Genomic DNA, 14858 nt, shown 5'->3' on the forward strand with positions numbered 1-14858 from the left:
TCCGACCCTTCTGGGGTCATTTCCGTCTGCGCCGGCACCGAAGCCGCCGCAGAAACCGCGCGCATCAACATTCATCGTTGGCGCTATTACCGCATTGTTTATGCTGCTTGGCGCTTTAAGCGGCGGCGTGGGCGGTGCGCTGATCTTCCTGGCCATTTCTGTGGCACTGACAGGCCTTTACGTCCTGGTCACCGGCCGGCGCTCCTGGGCGTGGCTGCCTGCACGACGCAAGGCCGGTGCCGTCGCGCTGGGCACGGCATTCGCCCTCCTGGTGGCCGGCGGTATTGCCTTGCCGCGTTCCACCTCCGCAGACCTTGAGGCGGCCGCCGCGGCGGGAACGGCGAAAGAAGCTCCCTCGACGGCTCCCGCCGCACCGTCGGCGGCAGTGTCGCCGTCGTCCGTCCCCACTCCGTCGGCTACGGCGCAGGCCAGCGGCGAACCCCTCGACCCGGACACGGCTTACGCCCTGGCCTCCGGGGTTACGGCCGCGGCGCCGAACGCCCAGCCGGCCTACGCCACCAAAGCATTGGACCTGCTGGCCACGCTGCCCATCAAGGGCCGGGCGCCGAAAACCGGATACGACCGCGCACTGTTCGGACAGGCTTGGGCGGATGTGGACCGCAACGGCTGCGATACCCGGAACGACATCCTCAAGCGGGACCTGACCGGCGTCCTCTACGTCAACAGCGTCCCGTGCAAGGTGAAGTCCGGGACGCTGGCCGATCCTTACACGGGCTCGAACATCAACTTTGTCCGCGGCTCAGCCACCAGCACTGCCGTGCAGATCGACCACGTGGTGGCGCTCAGCGATGCCTGGCAGAAAGGCGCCCAGCAGCTGAGCACCGAACAGCGCACGGCGTTCGCCAACGATCCACTGAACCTGCAGGCGACGGACGGTCCCACGAATATCAGGAAGGGCGACGGGGACGCCGCCACCTGGCTCCCGCCGAACAAGGGTTTCCGGTGCGAATACGTTGCCCGGCAGATTTCCGTGAAGGCTACCTACTCGCTGTGGGTGACCCAGGCAGAGCATGACGCGATGGCCCGGATCCTGGCGGACTGCACCGGGCAGCTGGCACCGACCGACCAGGTGGCACCTGTTGTGGCTGAACCTGCGCCGGCCGCGCCAGCACCTGCTGCCGTGCAGCCTGCTCCCGTTGCACCCGCTCCTGCTGCGCCGGCTCCCGCACCCGTCCCGGCCCCGGTGGCTCCTGCTCCTGCAGCACCCGCGCCCGTTGCACCCGCCCCGGCTGCTGCCTACTACCCGAACTGTGCTGCCGCACGGGCTGCCGGAGCTGCACCGCTGTATGCCGGGCAGGCCGGATACCGCTCAGCTTTGGACCGCGACTCTGATGGCATCGCCTGCGAATAGTCGCTCTTCGTTTCCCGGCTTCTGACTTCATCCGCATCACCAACACATCGCATTCCTAGGGGGAATCATGAACAATCTGTACTCTGCTGCCCGCCCAAACGCGGGACAGCTGAAGAAATCGCTGGCCATGGCCGTGCTGGCAGGGCTCTTGCTCACAGGCTGCGGCGGCAAGCAGGCGGCAGTGGAGCCGGCCTCTGCTGCCACTCCTGCCGCGAGCGCAACGGCCGAAGCCGCCGTCGCCGTTCCCGGCGTGGTGGGTATGACTCTGGACAAGGCCAAGAAGCAGCTGGAGGACCTCGGGTTCAAGGTCGAGGCCGTGGACGGCGTCGACGGCAAGAAGATTTTGGTGGAGAAGAACTGGCAGGTGCTGACCCAGGACCCGGCCAGCGGCGCCAAAGCGGCAAAGGGATCCACGGTCCGTCTCGGGGTGAAGTCCCTCGAGAAGATCGCGGAGGAAAAGGCTGCTACGGAGAAGGCAGCCGCAGATAAGGCTGCTGCCGAAGCTGCCGCGGCCGCGAAGGCTGCTGCTGACAAAGCCGCCGCCGATCAGGCAGCTGCTGCGCAGGCCGCGGCTGATCAGGCTGCGCGTGACAAGGCTGCTGCAGACCAGGCAGCCCGGGATGCGGCAGCCCAGCAGGCGCAGCAAGTACCAGCGCCTGTTGCACCAGCGCCGGTTGCGCCCGCACCGGCCGCCGCCTACTACGCCAACTGTGCTGCTGCCAAAGCCGCCGGTGCCGCGCCCGTCCGCGCGGGGTCGCCGGGCTACGGACGCCACCTTGACCGCGACGGAGACGGTATCGGCTGCGAAAAGTAGCCCTACGTAGCCGCCGTTGCTGGTTGCATTGCCCACACGCGGGCGGTGCAACCGGCAACGTGCGGAGATTCGCTTTGCCCAGTCACATTCGGTTCCGTGCTGCGAACCGGTGCCGCACGCAGCCCGGCGCGCTAGTCTGGCTTCACCACGCGGCATCGCGTGACCTGGGAGCAGCGGGCAGGGTTGTAATGAGCTGACCGACCCGCCCGCGAGCCGAGGAAGCTGATGCACCAGGACCAGGACACCGCCCGCCCCGAAGCGCTGCGATGGTAGCGCCGGCGGCTCCGCCGCAGCCGCGGCGGAAGAAAGTTCGACACCCCCGACTTTCAGTAGGGGAGCGGGTCCACTTTGCCGAAGGGACCACCACCGGCACGGGCACCGTGGACGCCGTCACCTCCGACTACGCGATCGTCTGGGTCTGGACGGACGAGGGGCAGGGGCGCCGGATGTTCCTGCAGGGCTACGGCAGCATCGTTTCCCCCGAGCCGAAAGACACGGACGCGTACGACGACGGCGCCTGAGCAGGTGCCACGTCGCACCGGCGCCTCAGCGCTCCGGTGTGTCCTCCTCCGGAAAGAAGTGCTGGACTCCGGCGGCCGCATCCCGTAACGCCCCGCCGTCGAGCATCACGGATGTTTCGGCCAGATCGAACTGGGTCCACTGCGCCACCAGCCGGAGGTCGCCAGCCGGAGGCAGCGGCCACAGCCACAGCGTGCCTGAACCGGAGAGTTCGTCGTCACCACCGCTGCCGCCTCCGCCGCGGAGGGCGAGGACAGGAGGCTCCGGTTCCACAGCGGGTTCCATGAATCCCGGAATGGGCTGGTGCGCGGTACTCGCCCTCGAGCCGTCCGGGAATTCCACTCCGAACATGAGGTTGTTGTTTTGGGTGCTGGCGTGGCGGTGGCCCATCCCGGGCTGGAAGAAGGCGTGGTGCAGGTCGGACCAGGCGTCCTCGTCCTGCTCGCCGCGGCGGAAGAGCCAGCCAACGTTGAACAGGCACCCTGTGGAATAGACGTCGGCGCTTTTGAGCGTCAGCGCCACAGTTGGCTTCAAGTGCAGGAACCGGCCCAGGTTCACGGCCACCGGCAGCTCGTGGGCGGGTGCGCCAGCCCACGGCGGCGGAATGTAGCGCGTTGCCCTCGGCTGGGCCGGCCGGGGAGGAACGGGAAAGTCCTGAAAGAAAGTCACTGTGCTCCTTGGGAATCCACTGGCTGCGACTGACCAGCGGAACAGCGGCACGCCACTGTGGATCCCCCAATCCGTCCTGATCCGGCCAGTCTAGCTCCGCGGACCGGCCTTGATGTGCGGTGCGTCACACGGAATGATGGCGCGCATGGCTACCTTCACCGGATCCGATGACCTCCGCGGGCCGGCGCCGGGAGACGAGCACCGGGCCTTTGGCGTGGTGGAGGATGGCATGCGCGGCGGAACCGATGCTGCCCTTAATCACCCCATGCCCTTTGGTCCCGACGACGGTCAGGCGGGCTCCCTCGGCAGCGTGCAGGACGGCGCGGGGTACCGAAGGGTCGGTAAGGAGTTGCTTTTCGACGGTGAGTCCCGGAGCAAGTCCCCGGGCCTTTGCCACAGCGGCATCCAGGAGAGCCTCCGCTGCGGCGCCGGGGTCCACGGGGTCGCGGACCAGTCGGTAGCCGGCAGGCACTGTCCGGACGTGGGTGACGATGAGCCGGGTTCCCGCAGCAGTGGCTGCGGTGCAGGCATCCTCGAGTGCGGCCGGCGAACCCGAGTCATCAACGGCCACCAGCACGGGGCCGTCAGGGTCGCCGCCTTCCCGGATCACGGCAACGGGACACGATGCCGTAGCTGCCAGCTCCAGGCTCACGGAACCGACCAGCAGTCCCATGAACCCTCCGAGCCCGCGGCTTCCCACCACCAGCAGTTCCTGGTCCGCCGCGATTTTGGGAAGATGCACGGCAGGGCTGCCGGAGACCAGGCTGGTACGGACGTCGACGCCGGGGGAGGCCTGCTTTGCGTGCCCAACGCCTTCTTCGAGCGTGATTTCCGCCGCCCGCTGCAAACCGCTGTCCGCAATGCCGGGGACCGGGCCAAGGTTCTTCGTCAGCAGGGGCCAGAGCGTGCAGTGCACCAGGTGTAGCTGGACGTTGCGCAGTGACGCCTGTTTTGCTGCCCACCGCACCGCCCGTGCGGCCGGTTCCGATCCGTCATAGCCCACCACGATGGCTTTGGATTCCACAATGCCCCCATTTCCAGGTACCGGCCGCCACGTCGTCGTGGAGTGCCGGGGTCGTTTGCCTTATGCCGATCCTAGGGCAGGGCGCGCTTGGGCACAGTGCCAATGTCCCCTGGAGCGCCACAGCAACTGCGGAGACAGAATCTATAGCGACCGGGCCAGCGAGCGTCCTACAGTCAGGCCGGTGAAGAGGCAGCCGCCCAGGAAGGTCCCCTCCAAGGCGTTGTAGCCGTGGGCGCCGCCGCCGCCGAACCCGGCCGCTTCCCCTGCGGCGTAGAGGCCCGGAACGGGGGAGCCGTCCTGCCCGAGGGCCTGGCCGGCAAGGTTGGTCTGGATCCCGCCGAGGCTCTTACGGGTGACCACGTGCAGGCGCACCGCGATGAGCGGCCCTGCGGCAGGATCGAGGATCCGGTGCGGCTTGACGGTGCGGAAGAGCCGGTCGCCCAGGAAGCGGCGGCTGTTGCGGATGCCCGCCACCTGCGAGTCCTTGGAGTAGTGATTGCGTACTTCGGCGTCGCGTTCTTCGATCTGCCGCCGAAGGTGCTCGCGGTCCAGCAAGGCCTCGGCAGTGAGCCCGTTCATGCCGCGGACCAGGTCCGCCAGGTTGTCCGCGACGACGAAGTCGGCGCCGTGTTGCTTGAAGGCCTCGATGGGACCCGGCGCACCCTTTCCCAGGCGGCTGCGGAGCAGGAGCTTGACGTCGCGGCCTGTGATGTCGGGGTTCTGTTCGGATCCCGAGAGGGCGAACTCCTTCTCGATGATCCGCTGGTTGAGGATGAACCAGGAATGGCTGTGCTGCTGGATGTCCGGGGTGGTCCGCAACAAACGAAGGGTGCCAAGCGTGTCGTAGCCGGGCAGCCCGGGTGCGGGCAGTCGGCGCCCTAACGCATCGAACCAGAGCGACGACGGCCCGGGCAGGATCCGGATGGCATGGTCCGGCCAGATGGGGTTCCAGTTCTGAATGCCCTCGGTGTAGTGCCACATGCGGTCGCGGTTCACCAGCCGCACCCCGGTTCCCTCGGCGATGTCCAGCATCCGCCCGTCGACGTGTTCCGGCACACCGGTCACCATCTTTTCCGGCGGCGTCCCCAGCCGTTCCGGCCACCAGCGCCGCACCAGGCTGTGGTTGCCGCCAATGCCGCCGCTCGCGATCACCACCGCCTGGGCCCGCAGTTCGAATTCGCCCACGACGTCCCGGTTGGAGGAAACGCCCCGCGGCGAAGAATCAGGTGCCAGGACCGAGCCACGCACCCCGGTGACCGCGCCGCCGTCGTACGTTAAACCGTCCACCCGGTGCCGGAAATGGAACCGGACGCTCCCTGCAAACGCAGCCGCCCGTGCCTTGTCCGCGAAAGGTTCTGAGACGCCGGTACCGGTGCCCCATGGGACATGGAAGCGCGGCACCGAGTTGCCGTGCCCGCCCGCCTGTCCGTCGCCGCGCTCGGCCCAGCCCACCAGCGGCGTGAAGCGGATGCCCTGCCGGTGCAGCCAGGAACGCTTCTCGCCCGCGGCGAACTCCACGTAGGTGCGGCCCCACTGCTGCGCCCACTCGTCCTCAGCGAGCGGTCCCGCCAGCCGGTCCCACTGCGCCGAGCCCTGCCAGTCCTGCCAGGCCAGGTCGAAGGAGTCCCGGACGCCCAGGCGGCGCTGCATGGGGGTGTCCACCAGGGACAGGCCGCCGAGTGACCAGAACGCCTGGCCGCCCAGGTTCGCCGCGTTCTCCTGGTCCACGATCGCCACCCGCTTGCCGGCCCGCACCAGTTCGTTGGCCGCCACCAGCCCTGCCAGCCCGCTGCCGATGATGATGACGTCAGCGTCCATCCGAATATCCGCCCTGGTTGAGAGGTAAGTGAGAGTCCAGCATCAACCTACAGCAGCGGCGGGATAGGGTCATGGACATGTTTGAACTGGTAGCCCCCGATGTTTCCTTCTACCGCTCCTTCCTGGAGACGCACCGCGAATGGGCCGGAACCCATCAGGACGGTGCCGGGCTGTTCGCGGGCGATGACGTCAGCAGCCTGGCGGGTTTCGAGGCCTGGGTGCACAAGCTGGCGAACGCCGAACAGGCGGACGGGACGGGCGGCATTGTTCCGTGCACCTACTGGTGGATCACCAAGGGTTCCCGGTATGTGGGGTCCATCGCTTTCCGCCACTACCTCACGCCGGCGCTGCTGAACTCGGGTGGGCACATTGGTTACGGCGTCCGGCCGGCGGACCGCGGCCAGGGTGTTGCCACTTGGGCACTGCGCCAGGTCTGCGCCCGCTTGGCTGATCGGGGTGAACCGGACCGCGTCCTCCTGACCTGCGACGACGGCAACGCCGCCTCGGCCCGGACCATCGAACGGTGCGGGGGCCTTTTGGAGGACGTCCGGCCGGATAACGACGGCGGGCACTTCCGGCGGTACTGGATCGATCTGGCCCGCCGCGCCTGGGAAGACGCACCCTCGGCGCCTGCTGCTGCCAGGCCAGGGGAGCGCCGCTCACCGTGAATCTCCCACCACTCACCGCAGGAATCCTACGTTTACTGATCATTTGGCGCAGGATGGCCGGAGGCGTGTTGAGGTGCCCAAAGGTCCGAGGGTAGGGCCATGAGCCTCTGGACTGCCGGACACTGACGTCTATCGAGCAGGGGAATCAGCCATGGGCTTCCTGGACCGTGAAAGAACCATCGCGCCGGCGGGTTTCAACCGCTGGCTGGTACCGCCGGCGGCGCTCGCCGTCCACCTCTGCATCGGCCAGGCGTACGCCACCAGCGTGTACAAGACGGCGCTTGTCAAGCATTTCGGCGCCAGCCTCACCGAGATCGGCCTGATCTTCTCCATCGCCATCGTGATGCTGGGACTGTCCGCCGCGATCATGGGCACCTGGGTGGACCGGAACGGCCCGCGGAAGGCGATGTTCACCTCGTCCATGTTCTGGGTGGGCGGGTTCCTGATCGGCTCGCTGGGCATCTTCACGCATCAGCTGTGGCTCGTCTACCTGGGCTACGGCGTGGTGGGCGGCATCGGGCTGGGCATCGGCTACATCTCGCCGGTGTCCACGCTGATCAAGTGGTTCCCGGACCGGCCCGGTCTGGCCACCGGCATGGCCATCATGGGCTTCGGCGGCGGGGCCCTCATCGCCAGCCCGGTGTCCACGGCATTGCTCAGGGCGTACGATCCCAACTCCGGCGCGCAGGGCTGGGTGGCCAGCGGCGATGCCGTGGGCAAGCTCTTCCTGACCCTCGCCGTCGTCTATCTCGTGTACATGCTGTTCGGCGCCTTCACCATCAAAGTCCCCGCCGACGGCTGGCGGCCCGCCGGGTTCGACCCCGCCAAGGTCAAGGCCGCCAAACTGGTGACCACCGAGAACGTCTCCGCCAAGAACGCCGTGAAGACCCCGCAGTTCTGGCTCGTGTGGGTGGCCCTGTTCTGCAACGTCACCGCGGGCATCGGCATCCTGGAGCAGGCGGCACCCATGATCCAGGACTTCTTCAGGACGTCCGACGGCGCCTCCGCGGTGAGTGCCGCCGTCGCCGCCGGGTTCGTGGGGCTGCTGTCCATCGGCAACATGACGGGCCGGTTCGCCTGGAGTGCCACCTCGGATGTCACCGGCCGCAAGCGCATCTACATGCTGTACCTGGGCGTCGGGGCCGTGCTGTACACGGTGCTGGCGCTGGCCGGATCCAGCACCACCATCCTGTACGTGGCGCTGGCGTTCCTCATCATCTCGTTCTACGGCGGCGGTTTCGCCACCGTCCCCGCCTACCTGCGCGACCTCTTCGGCACCTTCCAGGTGGGCGCCATCCACGGCCGGCTGCTGACCGCCTGGTCCGCCGCCGGCGTCGCAGGCCCGCTGATCGTCAACGCCTTCCTGGACGCCCAGGGCAAGCCCGGCCAGCTGACCGCGGCGTCCTACCAGCCTGCGCTGCTCACCATGGTGGGGCTGCTGGTGGTCGGATTTGTGGCGAACCTGCTGGTCAAGCCCGTCAGCGCACGATTCCACGAACCCCGCCCGGACCTGGACCGCCCGCACGTACCCGCCATGGAGGCCTGAGATGAGCAACGTCCCCAACAACAATCCCTCGACGCCGGACACTACCGCGGCAGTCAACACCGCCACCGGGAAGCTCGCTTTGGGCTGGGCCCTGGTGGGGGTGCCGTTGGCTTACGGCGTCTACGAAACCCTTACGCGGGTTGCGGCCCTGTTCAGCTGAGCCTTCCGCGTCCGACGGCGGCCCGCGCCTTTGTCACGCAGCGGACGCGTGCTCAACCGCTGACGACGCCGGCCCCCGGGTCCGGTGCCGACGCTGCGGCATTCCGGCGGGTCAGGGAGGACCGGCCCACCAGCGCCACGAACAGCGTGAGCAGCGCGGTCATCAGCACGCCGAAGCCCATGTGAATCTGCAGGAGCCCGGTGCCCAATGCCGCGCCGGCCATGATGAGGCCCACCGCGGCGAGCCGCCGGCCCCAGAACGGATGCGTGCCGGCGCCCAGCCGTGAATCGGCGGCCAGTCCGGTGATGGTGGAGGTGACCACCACTGTGGACACGTCCTTGACGTTGAGGTGACGTGCGGTGGCGGCCTGTACCCCCATCGCCACCGCCAGGACGCCGGTGATCGCGACCGTCAGAGGCTCGTTGTTCCGCGGGGTCACACCGCTGAGCAGGGCCACGGCCACGGCGGCCATCACGGTTCCCACGCCCACCAGCAGTGCGCTGGTGCGGTGCGACCAGCCGGATTTGGTGAGGCGCAGGGTACGGCCGGAAATCAACGCACCCCCCATGAAGCCGGCCAGCGCCACCACCGGTCCCAGTACGGGCAGGTTGTCGCCGCCCATCAGCGCCATGCCCAGGATCACCACGTTGCCGGTCATATTGGCAGTGAAGACGCGGTCCAGGCCCAGATAGCCCACCGCATCAATCACCCCCGTGGAAAACGTCAGCATCAGCATGAGCACCAGGTGCAGCCGGGACGGCTCGGCGGGGAAGAAGCGTGCGGGCATGCGGTCGCCTTTCGCTGGTCCGGAAACGGGGGAGGTTTCCAGTATGCGCCGGTGACGGACGACGGCGTCGCGCGCCCCGCGAAGGTGCGCGGAAGCGAAGGCGGGGTCAGGCAGCCCGCTCCGCCAGCCGTCGTCGTAATGTCACCGAGGTGAGCCAGGTGACGAGGCTGCAGGCCGCGGCACCCCAGAGGATGTCCGTCACGGCCACCAGTGCCGTGAAGTCCTTGAGGACGGCGAGCCCGGTGAGGGCCCAGGTGGCGTAGGTGAAAAACCCGAAAAGCGCGGCACCGGTGACCCGCTCCCGGACGGTTGCGTCAGGGCTGTTGGGCCGGACCCCATAGTGGACCATCCCGGCCACGAAGATGACATAGAACAGCACCGCGCCCGGCAGGTTGGCCTTGGGCGCCAGGATGTCGCCGATCTGGCTCTGGTACAGCGGATTGGCCACCAGCAGGATCCACGCCACGTCCAGCACGGCGAAAATCAGGGCGCTGACGACGTAGGCGGTCAGCCAGTTCTTGGTGCGGTGGCTCATGCTTGGCTCCTTGCGTCGGTGTACAGGTGTTCCACGAAGTGGCGGGCGCGTTCGGTGAAGACGGTTCGTTTGAGTTTCATGGTGGGGGTGACCATGCCGTGGGATTCGTTCAGGTCCGCGAGCAGCAGCACGAACTTCCGCACCTGTTCTGACCGGGCTAGGCGGGAGTTCGCAGCGCTGACAACCTTTCCCACCACGCTGAGCAGTCGGGCGTCCTCAATCTGGACGGCGCCGCCGTCGTCGGGGATTTGAAGCCCGGCGAGGTCCGCGATGCCTTCGCGCTCTGCCCAGGCCGCCAAGGACTCAGGGTCCAGGAGCACCAGTCCGCCCAGGTACGGCTTGCCTTCGCCGACCATGACCGCGTGGGCCACCAGGGGATCGCCTTCCACGTACCCTTCCCAGATGGACGGGGTCACGGTCTTGCCGCCGGCGGTGACAATCACATCTTTGATCCTGCCATTGAGTGTGAGGCGGCCCTGGCTGTCCAGCTCGCCCAGGTCGCCGGTCCGGAAGAATCCGTCCACGAACGCCCCTTCGTTGTCCGCCTCGCTGCGGTACCCGGCGAAGACCCCGACGCCGCGGGCCAGCACTTCACCCTCGCCGGAGATGCGCAGCGTGGTGCCGGGCATCGGCACACCCACGGACCCGGAGCGGATTGCGCCGGGCAGGTTGCCGGTGAGCGGGGCTGTGGTCTCGGTCAGGCCGTAGCCTTCGATCACGGGCAGGCCCAGGCCGCGGAAGAACAGGGACAGCTCGGCATCCAGTGCGCCGGCGCCGGAAAGCAGGCAGTCCAGCCGGCCACCCACCAGCGCCCGGAGCCGGGCGTAGAAGAGCCGGTCGAACACAGCCCGCCGCGCCCGCAGGCCCAGCGGGGCGCGGACGGCGGCATCGGCGTCGTGCGCTTCCGCGAACCTGCCCCACTGCACGGCGGTGCGCTGTGCCATGGCCCACACCCTGCCGAGGTGCTTCTGCGCCGCGGCGGCCGCGGCGGAGGCCTGGATCTTCTGCAGGACGCGAGGGACCACCACCAGGAAAGTGGGCCTGAGTGCGCCGAGGGCAGGCACCACGTCGCGGGGGTCGGCCAGGTGCGCGATGCGCATTCCGTTGGCCAGGCAGATCAGCTGCAGGCCGCGGGCCAGGACGTGCGCCATGGGAAGGAAGATGATGGTGTTGCCGCCCTCGCGGACCACGCTGGTGTAGGCGGCACCGACGTTGAGGATCTGTCCCACGAAGTTGCGGTGCGTGATCAGGGCGCCTTTGGGGGCCGCGGTGGTGCCGGAGGTGTAGACGATGGTGGCCACCGAGTCCAGGTCCGGCAGCAGGCGGCGCTGTTCCACGTCGCTGTCCGGGACATCGGTGCCGAGCCGGACCAGGGCTGCCAGATCGGCGTCAGGACTGGCGTCCATGGTCCAAACGCCCAAGTGTGCCGAGCCGCTTTCGGCGAAGCCGTGGTCCAGCAGGGCGGCGTGTGCGGCGGTGCCGGCGATGGCCAGACGGACGGCGGCGTCCTCCAAGACGGCGGTCACTTGAGGCTGGGCGGAGGTTTCGTAGATGGGGACCACGACGGCGGCGGCGAACCAGGCTGCCATGTCCGCCACCGCCCACTCGTAGCGGGTGGGGGACATGATGGCCATCGAGTCGCCGGGCCGCAGTCCGGCGGCGATCAGCCCCTTGGCCAGCGCCCGGACTTCCTTGACGAACTGCCCGGTGGTCACCTGCTGCCAGGAGTCGCTTACAGGAGCGCCGCTGGCGCGGACCTCGAAGGCGACGTGGTCCGGGGAGGTACGGAAGCGGTGCATCAGCAGGTCAGTGGCGTTCCGATGTTCGGACAGGTCGGCCAGCGGCGGCGAGGTGGACTCTTTCATGGGGTTTCTTTCTCGGAAAGGGAGTGCAGATGGTCCTGCATGAGGTGCATCGCGACACTGAGGAAGTCGCTGACGGCGTCCTGTCGGATACGGGGCAGGGCCTCAATGTGCTGGTTGGTGGACGCCATCAGAGGCCGCATGAGGTCCATGACGTCCTTGGTGGCGGTGGGGGTGGCGCTGACATGCACGTGGCGACGGTCCTCGTCCGACCGGAGCCGTTCGGCGTAGCCGTGCGCTTCCAGCCGGCTGACGATGGCCGTGGTGGTGGCAGCCGTGGCCCCCAGGGTTTCGGCAAGCTTGCCCACGGTGACCGGCCCGGAATGGCTGAGCGCTGAGAGGGCGCGGTAATCGGTGAGGTTCAGTTCCAGCCGGCGGGCCACCTCCCGCTCGGTCTGGGTAGCGAGGTCGAACAGCGCCTGGAGGGCCAAGGCCGCAGGGTGATACGGCGGTGGTTTCACGACTCCTCCTCTGCGTGCGCTTATAGTATTTATTGCTGCCTAGTGATCAAATTTATTTGAATACAAGAGAGACTAGCAGGAGTGTTGGGGACCGGCCGTGCAGCAGCGCGCGGCGGACCAAGGGAAAGGAATCCGTCCGTGAACCAAAAGAGCCGCAAGGCCCTCATCAGCACAATCATTGCCGTGGTGGTAGCGGTGCTCATCGCCCTTGCCGGCAGCCAGGGCGGGTCGAGGATTGGCGGGTTTCCGGTGTTCGCGCTGGGCGTCGCCGCTGCTTTCGTGATCCAGTGGGTGGTGTTCATCCCGTCCTACAAGGCCCAAACAGAAAAGTTCTACGACCTCACCGGCGCACTGACCTACATCTCCATCACGGTGTTCCTGGTGCTGGCTTCCCCCGGCGTTGATGCCCGCGGCATGCTGCTGGCAGCCATGGTGGTGCTGTGGGCCGCACGGCTTGGCAGCTTCCTCTTCCTGCGGATCAGCAAGCACGGCAAGGACGACCGCTTCGACGAGCTCAAGCCCGACTTCTTCCGCTTCCTGAACACCTGGACCATCCAGGGCTTGTGGGTGGTGCTTACCGCGGCGCTCGCGTGGGTGGCCATCACGTCTGACAAAAAGGTAGGCCTGGACTGGTTCTTCTGGGTGGGCCTCCTGGTGTGGCTCGCGGGTATATCCATCGAGACCGCCGCAGACGTCCAAAAGAACCGGTTCAAGGACGATCCCGCCAACAAGGGACGTTTCATCAGCACGGGGCTGTGGTCCAAGTCCCGCCACCCCAACTACTTCGGCGAGATCACACTCTGGGTGGGCGTCGCCATTATCGCCCTGCCCGTGCTCCAGGGTTGGCAGTGGGCAGCTCTTGTCTCGCCGGTGTTCGTCACCCTGCTGCTCACCAAGGGCAGCGGCGTGCCGCCCCTGGAGCAGAAAGCGGACAAAAAGTGGGGCGGCCAGGCTGACTACGAGGAATACAAGAAGAGCACCCCGGTGCTGGTGCCCAAACTGAAGTAGGACGTTCTTTTCCCTCCATTGCCGGCGACGGCGGCACTCAGGACGGGTGCCGCCGCCGCCCTTGATGGGTTACCATTTAACCCATCAAGGGGAGTACTCCCGTCTGTGATAGGCCCGTCAATACGGATGCAGCGAAGCATTCCGGGCCATCGGCTCCGGTTCAACCGGGCGGAGGAGACCTTGGCGTATCTGTCAGCGCCAACCCCCTTGGAGTACCCAAATGCAAGTAACACCGCTCATCTGGATCATCACCCTTGCCGTGACAATCCTGTTCTTCGTTTACGAATTCTTCGCGCATGTGCGCAAACCCCACGAACCGTCCATCGGTGAATCGGCGCGCTGGTCCGCTTTCTACATCGGACTGGCCCTGCTGTTCGGCGTCGGGATCGGCATGGTCTCCGGCTGGAACTTCGGCGGGGAGTACTTCGCCGGCTACCTCACCGAGAAGGCCCTCTCGATCGACAACCTGTTCGTGTTCCTCATAGTGATGAGCGGGTTCGCGGTCCCGAAGAAGTACCAGCAGAAGGTGCTGATGATCGGCATCGTCATCGCGCTGATCCTTCGAGGCGGCTTCATCGCCATCGGCGCGGGCCTGATTGAGAACTTCTCCTGGATCTTCTACATCTTCGGCGCGCTGCTGCTGTTCCTGGCGTACAAGCAGGCGTTCGGCAGCCACGAGTCCAACCCTGCCGACGGCAAGTTCATGCAACTGGTCCGCCGCGTCCTGCCCGTCACCGACGAATACCACGGTGACAAGCTCACCGTGAAGAAAGACGGCAGCCGCTTCTTCACCCCCATGATGCTGACCATCATCGCCATCGGATTCGTGGACCTGATCTTCGCTGTTGACTCCATCCCCGCCATCTACGGGCTGACCAACGAGGCGTACATCGTCTTCACCGCCAACGCATTCGCCCTGATGGGCCTCCGCCAGCTGTTCTTCCTGATCGGCGGACTGCTGGAACGCCTGGTGTACCTGGCGCAGGGCCTGGCGGTCATCCTCGCCTTCATCGGCGTGAAGCTGGTCTTCCACGCACTGCACGTCAACGAGTTGTCCTTCATCAACGGCGGCCAGCCGCTCCTGTGGGTCCCCGAGATTCCCATCTGGTTCTCGCTGCTGTTCATCGGCGCCACCATTGCGGTAGCCACGGTAGCCAGCCTGATGAAGACCCGGGGCGACGGCGACAAGAACGACCGCCACACGGTGGAAGGCGGCACGGTTGCCGCTGCTTCCGGGGACGGCCGGGAGACCGGTTCTTCTTCCGACGACGACATGAGCCCGACTGCCCGCGCGCAGAAGTAACCGCTGTGACTCACTGCATACCAGGCAGTTCCAGCCGTTAGAGCGGTCGGGGAGTGCCGATGGCCCTCAGGATCCCCGTGGTTGCGGGGGTTTTGGGGGTCATTGGCCGTCTTGGGGGTGTGATTTGCGGTGGGGTTGGTGGGCGTGTATTGTTTTCTGAGTCGCCGCCGCTGATGCGGAAAGAAAGCGACCGACCCCCTTCTGAACGGCCTGAAAAATGGTTCGCACTTTGGTGTGTTCCTGGCGGGTGGGGCTGATCATTGTGCGCTTCGTTTCGCTGGTAAGCGGATTTGCGGAGTGGAGAGTGATCGG

The 14858-nt window shown here is 66.9% G+C and carries 15 protein-coding genes; 8 read left to right on the top strand and 7 right to left on the bottom strand.

Annotated features, from left to right (window positions below):
- Window positions 1–100: 100 nt before the first annotated feature.
- The 3 genes from ACP3TD_RS05905 to ACP3TD_RS05915 all read left to right on the top strand — a co-directional run bounded on the left by ACP3TD_RS05905 (window position 101) and on the right by ACP3TD_RS05915 (window position 2707).
- Window positions 101–1372, top strand: coding sequence for a GmrSD restriction endonuclease domain-containing protein (locus tag ACP3TD_RS05905; RefSeq protein ID WP_426766073.1), 1272 nt, complete (start codon window positions 101–103; stop codon window positions 1370–1372).
- 67 nt (window positions 1373–1439) lie between these two features.
- The gene (locus ACP3TD_RS05910) at window positions 1440–2186 is read left to right on the top strand and encodes an excalibur calcium-binding domain-containing protein (RefSeq protein WP_426766075.1); all 747 of its coding nucleotides are present in this window, start codon (window positions 1440–1442) and stop codon (window positions 2184–2186) included.
- Window positions 2187–2452: 266 nt separating this feature from the next.
- Entirely contained in the window at window positions 2453–2707 is a 255-nt protein-coding gene (locus tag ACP3TD_RS05915; protein ID WP_426766076.1) for a hypothetical protein, read from the top strand.
- Between the two features lie 25 nt (window positions 2708–2732).
- Here the strand turns inward: ACP3TD_RS05915 and ACP3TD_RS05920 are convergent, their stop codons facing one another.
- The 3 genes from ACP3TD_RS05920 to ACP3TD_RS05930 form a co-directional block, all read right to left on the bottom strand.
- Window positions 2733–3374, bottom strand: a complete 642-nt coding sequence (locus tag ACP3TD_RS05920) for a hypothetical protein (protein WP_426766078.1) — start codon at window positions 3372–3374, stop codon at window positions 2733–2735.
- Window positions 3375–3498: 124 nt separating this feature from the next.
- Window positions 3499–4398 (bottom strand): universal stress protein, encoded by a 900-nt coding sequence (locus tag ACP3TD_RS05925; protein WP_426766079.1) that lies wholly within the window; start codon window positions 4396–4398, stop codon window positions 3499–3501.
- 141 nt (window positions 4399–4539) lie between these two features.
- On the bottom strand, window positions 4540–6216 hold the full coding sequence (locus ACP3TD_RS05930; RefSeq protein ID WP_426766080.1) for an FAD-binding dehydrogenase: 1677 nt from the start codon (window positions 6214–6216) through the stop codon (window positions 4540–4542).
- Between the two features lie 77 nt (window positions 6217–6293).
- Between ACP3TD_RS05930 and ACP3TD_RS05935 the strand changes: the two genes are divergently transcribed.
- The 3 genes from ACP3TD_RS05935 (at window position 6294) to ACP3TD_RS05945 (ending at window position 8590) form a co-directional block, all read left to right on the top strand.
- Window positions 6294–6884 (top strand): GNAT family N-acetyltransferase, encoded by a 591-nt coding sequence (locus ACP3TD_RS05935; protein ID WP_426766081.1) that lies wholly within the window; start codon window positions 6294–6296, stop codon window positions 6882–6884.
- Between the two features lie 151 nt (window positions 6885–7035).
- Window positions 7036–8430 (top strand): OFA family MFS transporter, encoded by a 1395-nt coding sequence (locus tag ACP3TD_RS05940; RefSeq protein ID WP_426766083.1) that lies wholly within the window; start codon window positions 7036–7038, stop codon window positions 8428–8430.
- Window position 8431: 1 nt separating this feature from the next.
- Window positions 8432–8590, top strand: a complete 159-nt coding sequence (locus ACP3TD_RS05945; protein WP_426766084.1) for an MFS transporter small subunit — start codon at window positions 8432–8434, stop codon at window positions 8588–8590.
- 52 nt (window positions 8591–8642) lie between these two features.
- Here the strand turns inward: ACP3TD_RS05945 and ACP3TD_RS05950 are convergent, their stop codons facing one another.
- The 4 genes from ACP3TD_RS05950 to ACP3TD_RS05965 form a co-directional block, all read right to left on the bottom strand.
- On the bottom strand, window positions 8643–9377 hold the full coding sequence (locus ACP3TD_RS05950; protein WP_426766085.1) for a YoaK family protein: 735 nt from the start codon (window positions 9375–9377) through the stop codon (window positions 8643–8645).
- Window positions 9378–9483: 106 nt separating this feature from the next.
- Entirely contained in the window at window positions 9484–9912 is a 429-nt protein-coding gene (locus ACP3TD_RS05955; RefSeq protein WP_426766087.1) for a DUF2177 family protein, read from the bottom strand.
- Window positions 9909–11777 carry an AMP-dependent synthetase/ligase gene (locus ACP3TD_RS05960; RefSeq protein ID WP_426766089.1) on the bottom strand — a complete coding sequence of 623 codons (1869 nt, stop codon included), beginning with the start codon at window positions 11775–11777 and terminating at the stop codon, window positions 9909–9911. Before ACP3TD_RS05960 ends, ACP3TD_RS05955 begins: the two co-directional genes overlap by 4 nt.
- Window positions 11774–12235, bottom strand: a complete 462-nt coding sequence (locus tag ACP3TD_RS05965) for a MarR family winged helix-turn-helix transcriptional regulator (protein WP_426766090.1) — start codon at window positions 12233–12235, stop codon at window positions 11774–11776. The genes ACP3TD_RS05960 and ACP3TD_RS05965 overlap by 4 nt, the downstream gene beginning before the upstream one ends.
- Window positions 12236–12373: 138 nt before the next feature.
- Between ACP3TD_RS05965 and ACP3TD_RS05970 the strand changes: the two genes are divergently transcribed.
- Window positions 12374–13243 (top strand): DUF1295 domain-containing protein, encoded by an 870-nt coding sequence (locus tag ACP3TD_RS05970; protein WP_426766092.1) that lies wholly within the window; start codon window positions 12374–12376, stop codon window positions 13241–13243.
- A gap of 220 nt (window positions 13244–13463) precedes the next feature.
- Entirely contained in the window at window positions 13464–14546 is a 1083-nt protein-coding gene (locus tag ACP3TD_RS05975) for a TerC family protein (RefSeq protein WP_426766094.1), read from the top strand.
- Window positions 14547–14858: the final 312 nt, after the last annotated feature.

It is taken from the genome of Pseudarthrobacter sp. 1G09 (genome assembly GCF_050038305.1).
Classification (GTDB): domain Bacteria; phylum Actinomycetota; class Actinomycetes; order Actinomycetales; family Micrococcaceae; genus Arthrobacter; species Arthrobacter equi.

Excerpts from the sequence above, each read along its gene's own strand:
- ACP3TD_RS05905 (WP_426766073.1), top strand. The coding sequence starts at position 101 with ATGCTGCTTGGCGCTTTAAGCGGCGGCGTGGGCGGTGCGCTGATCTTC.
- ACP3TD_RS05910 (WP_426766075.1), top strand. The coding sequence starts at position 1,440 with ATGAACAATCTGTACTCTGCTGCCCGCCCAAACGCGGGACAGCTGAAG.
- ACP3TD_RS05915 (WP_426766076.1), top strand. The coding sequence starts at position 2,453 with ATGGTAGCGCCGGCGGCTCCGCCGCAGCCGCGGCGGAAGAAAGTTCGA.
- ACP3TD_RS05930 (WP_426766080.1), bottom strand. The coding sequence starts at position 6,216 with ATGGACGCTGACGTCATCATCATCGGCAGCGGGCTGGCAGGGCTGGTG.
- ACP3TD_RS05935 (WP_426766081.1), top strand. The coding sequence starts at position 6,294 with ATGTTTGAACTGGTAGCCCCCGATGTTTCCTTCTACCGCTCCTTCCTG.
- ACP3TD_RS05940 (WP_426766083.1), top strand. The coding sequence starts at position 7,036 with ATGGGCTTCCTGGACCGTGAAAGAACCATCGCGCCGGCGGGTTTCAAC.
- ACP3TD_RS05945 (WP_426766084.1), top strand. The coding sequence starts at position 8,432 with ATGAGCAACGTCCCCAACAACAATCCCTCGACGCCGGACACTACCGCG.
- ACP3TD_RS05950 (WP_426766085.1), bottom strand. The coding sequence starts at position 9,377 with ATGCCCGCACGCTTCTTCCCCGCCGAGCCGTCCCGGCTGCACCTGGTG.
- ACP3TD_RS05955 (WP_426766087.1), bottom strand. The coding sequence starts at position 9,912 with ATGAGCCACCGCACCAAGAACTGGCTGACCGCCTACGTCGTCAGCGCC.
- ACP3TD_RS05960 (WP_426766089.1), bottom strand. The coding sequence starts at position 11,777 with ATGAAAGAGTCCACCTCGCCGCCGCTGGCCGACCTGTCCGAACATCGG.
- ACP3TD_RS05975 (WP_426766094.1), top strand. The coding sequence starts at position 13,464 with ATGCAAGTAACACCGCTCATCTGGATCATCACCCTTGCCGTGACAATC.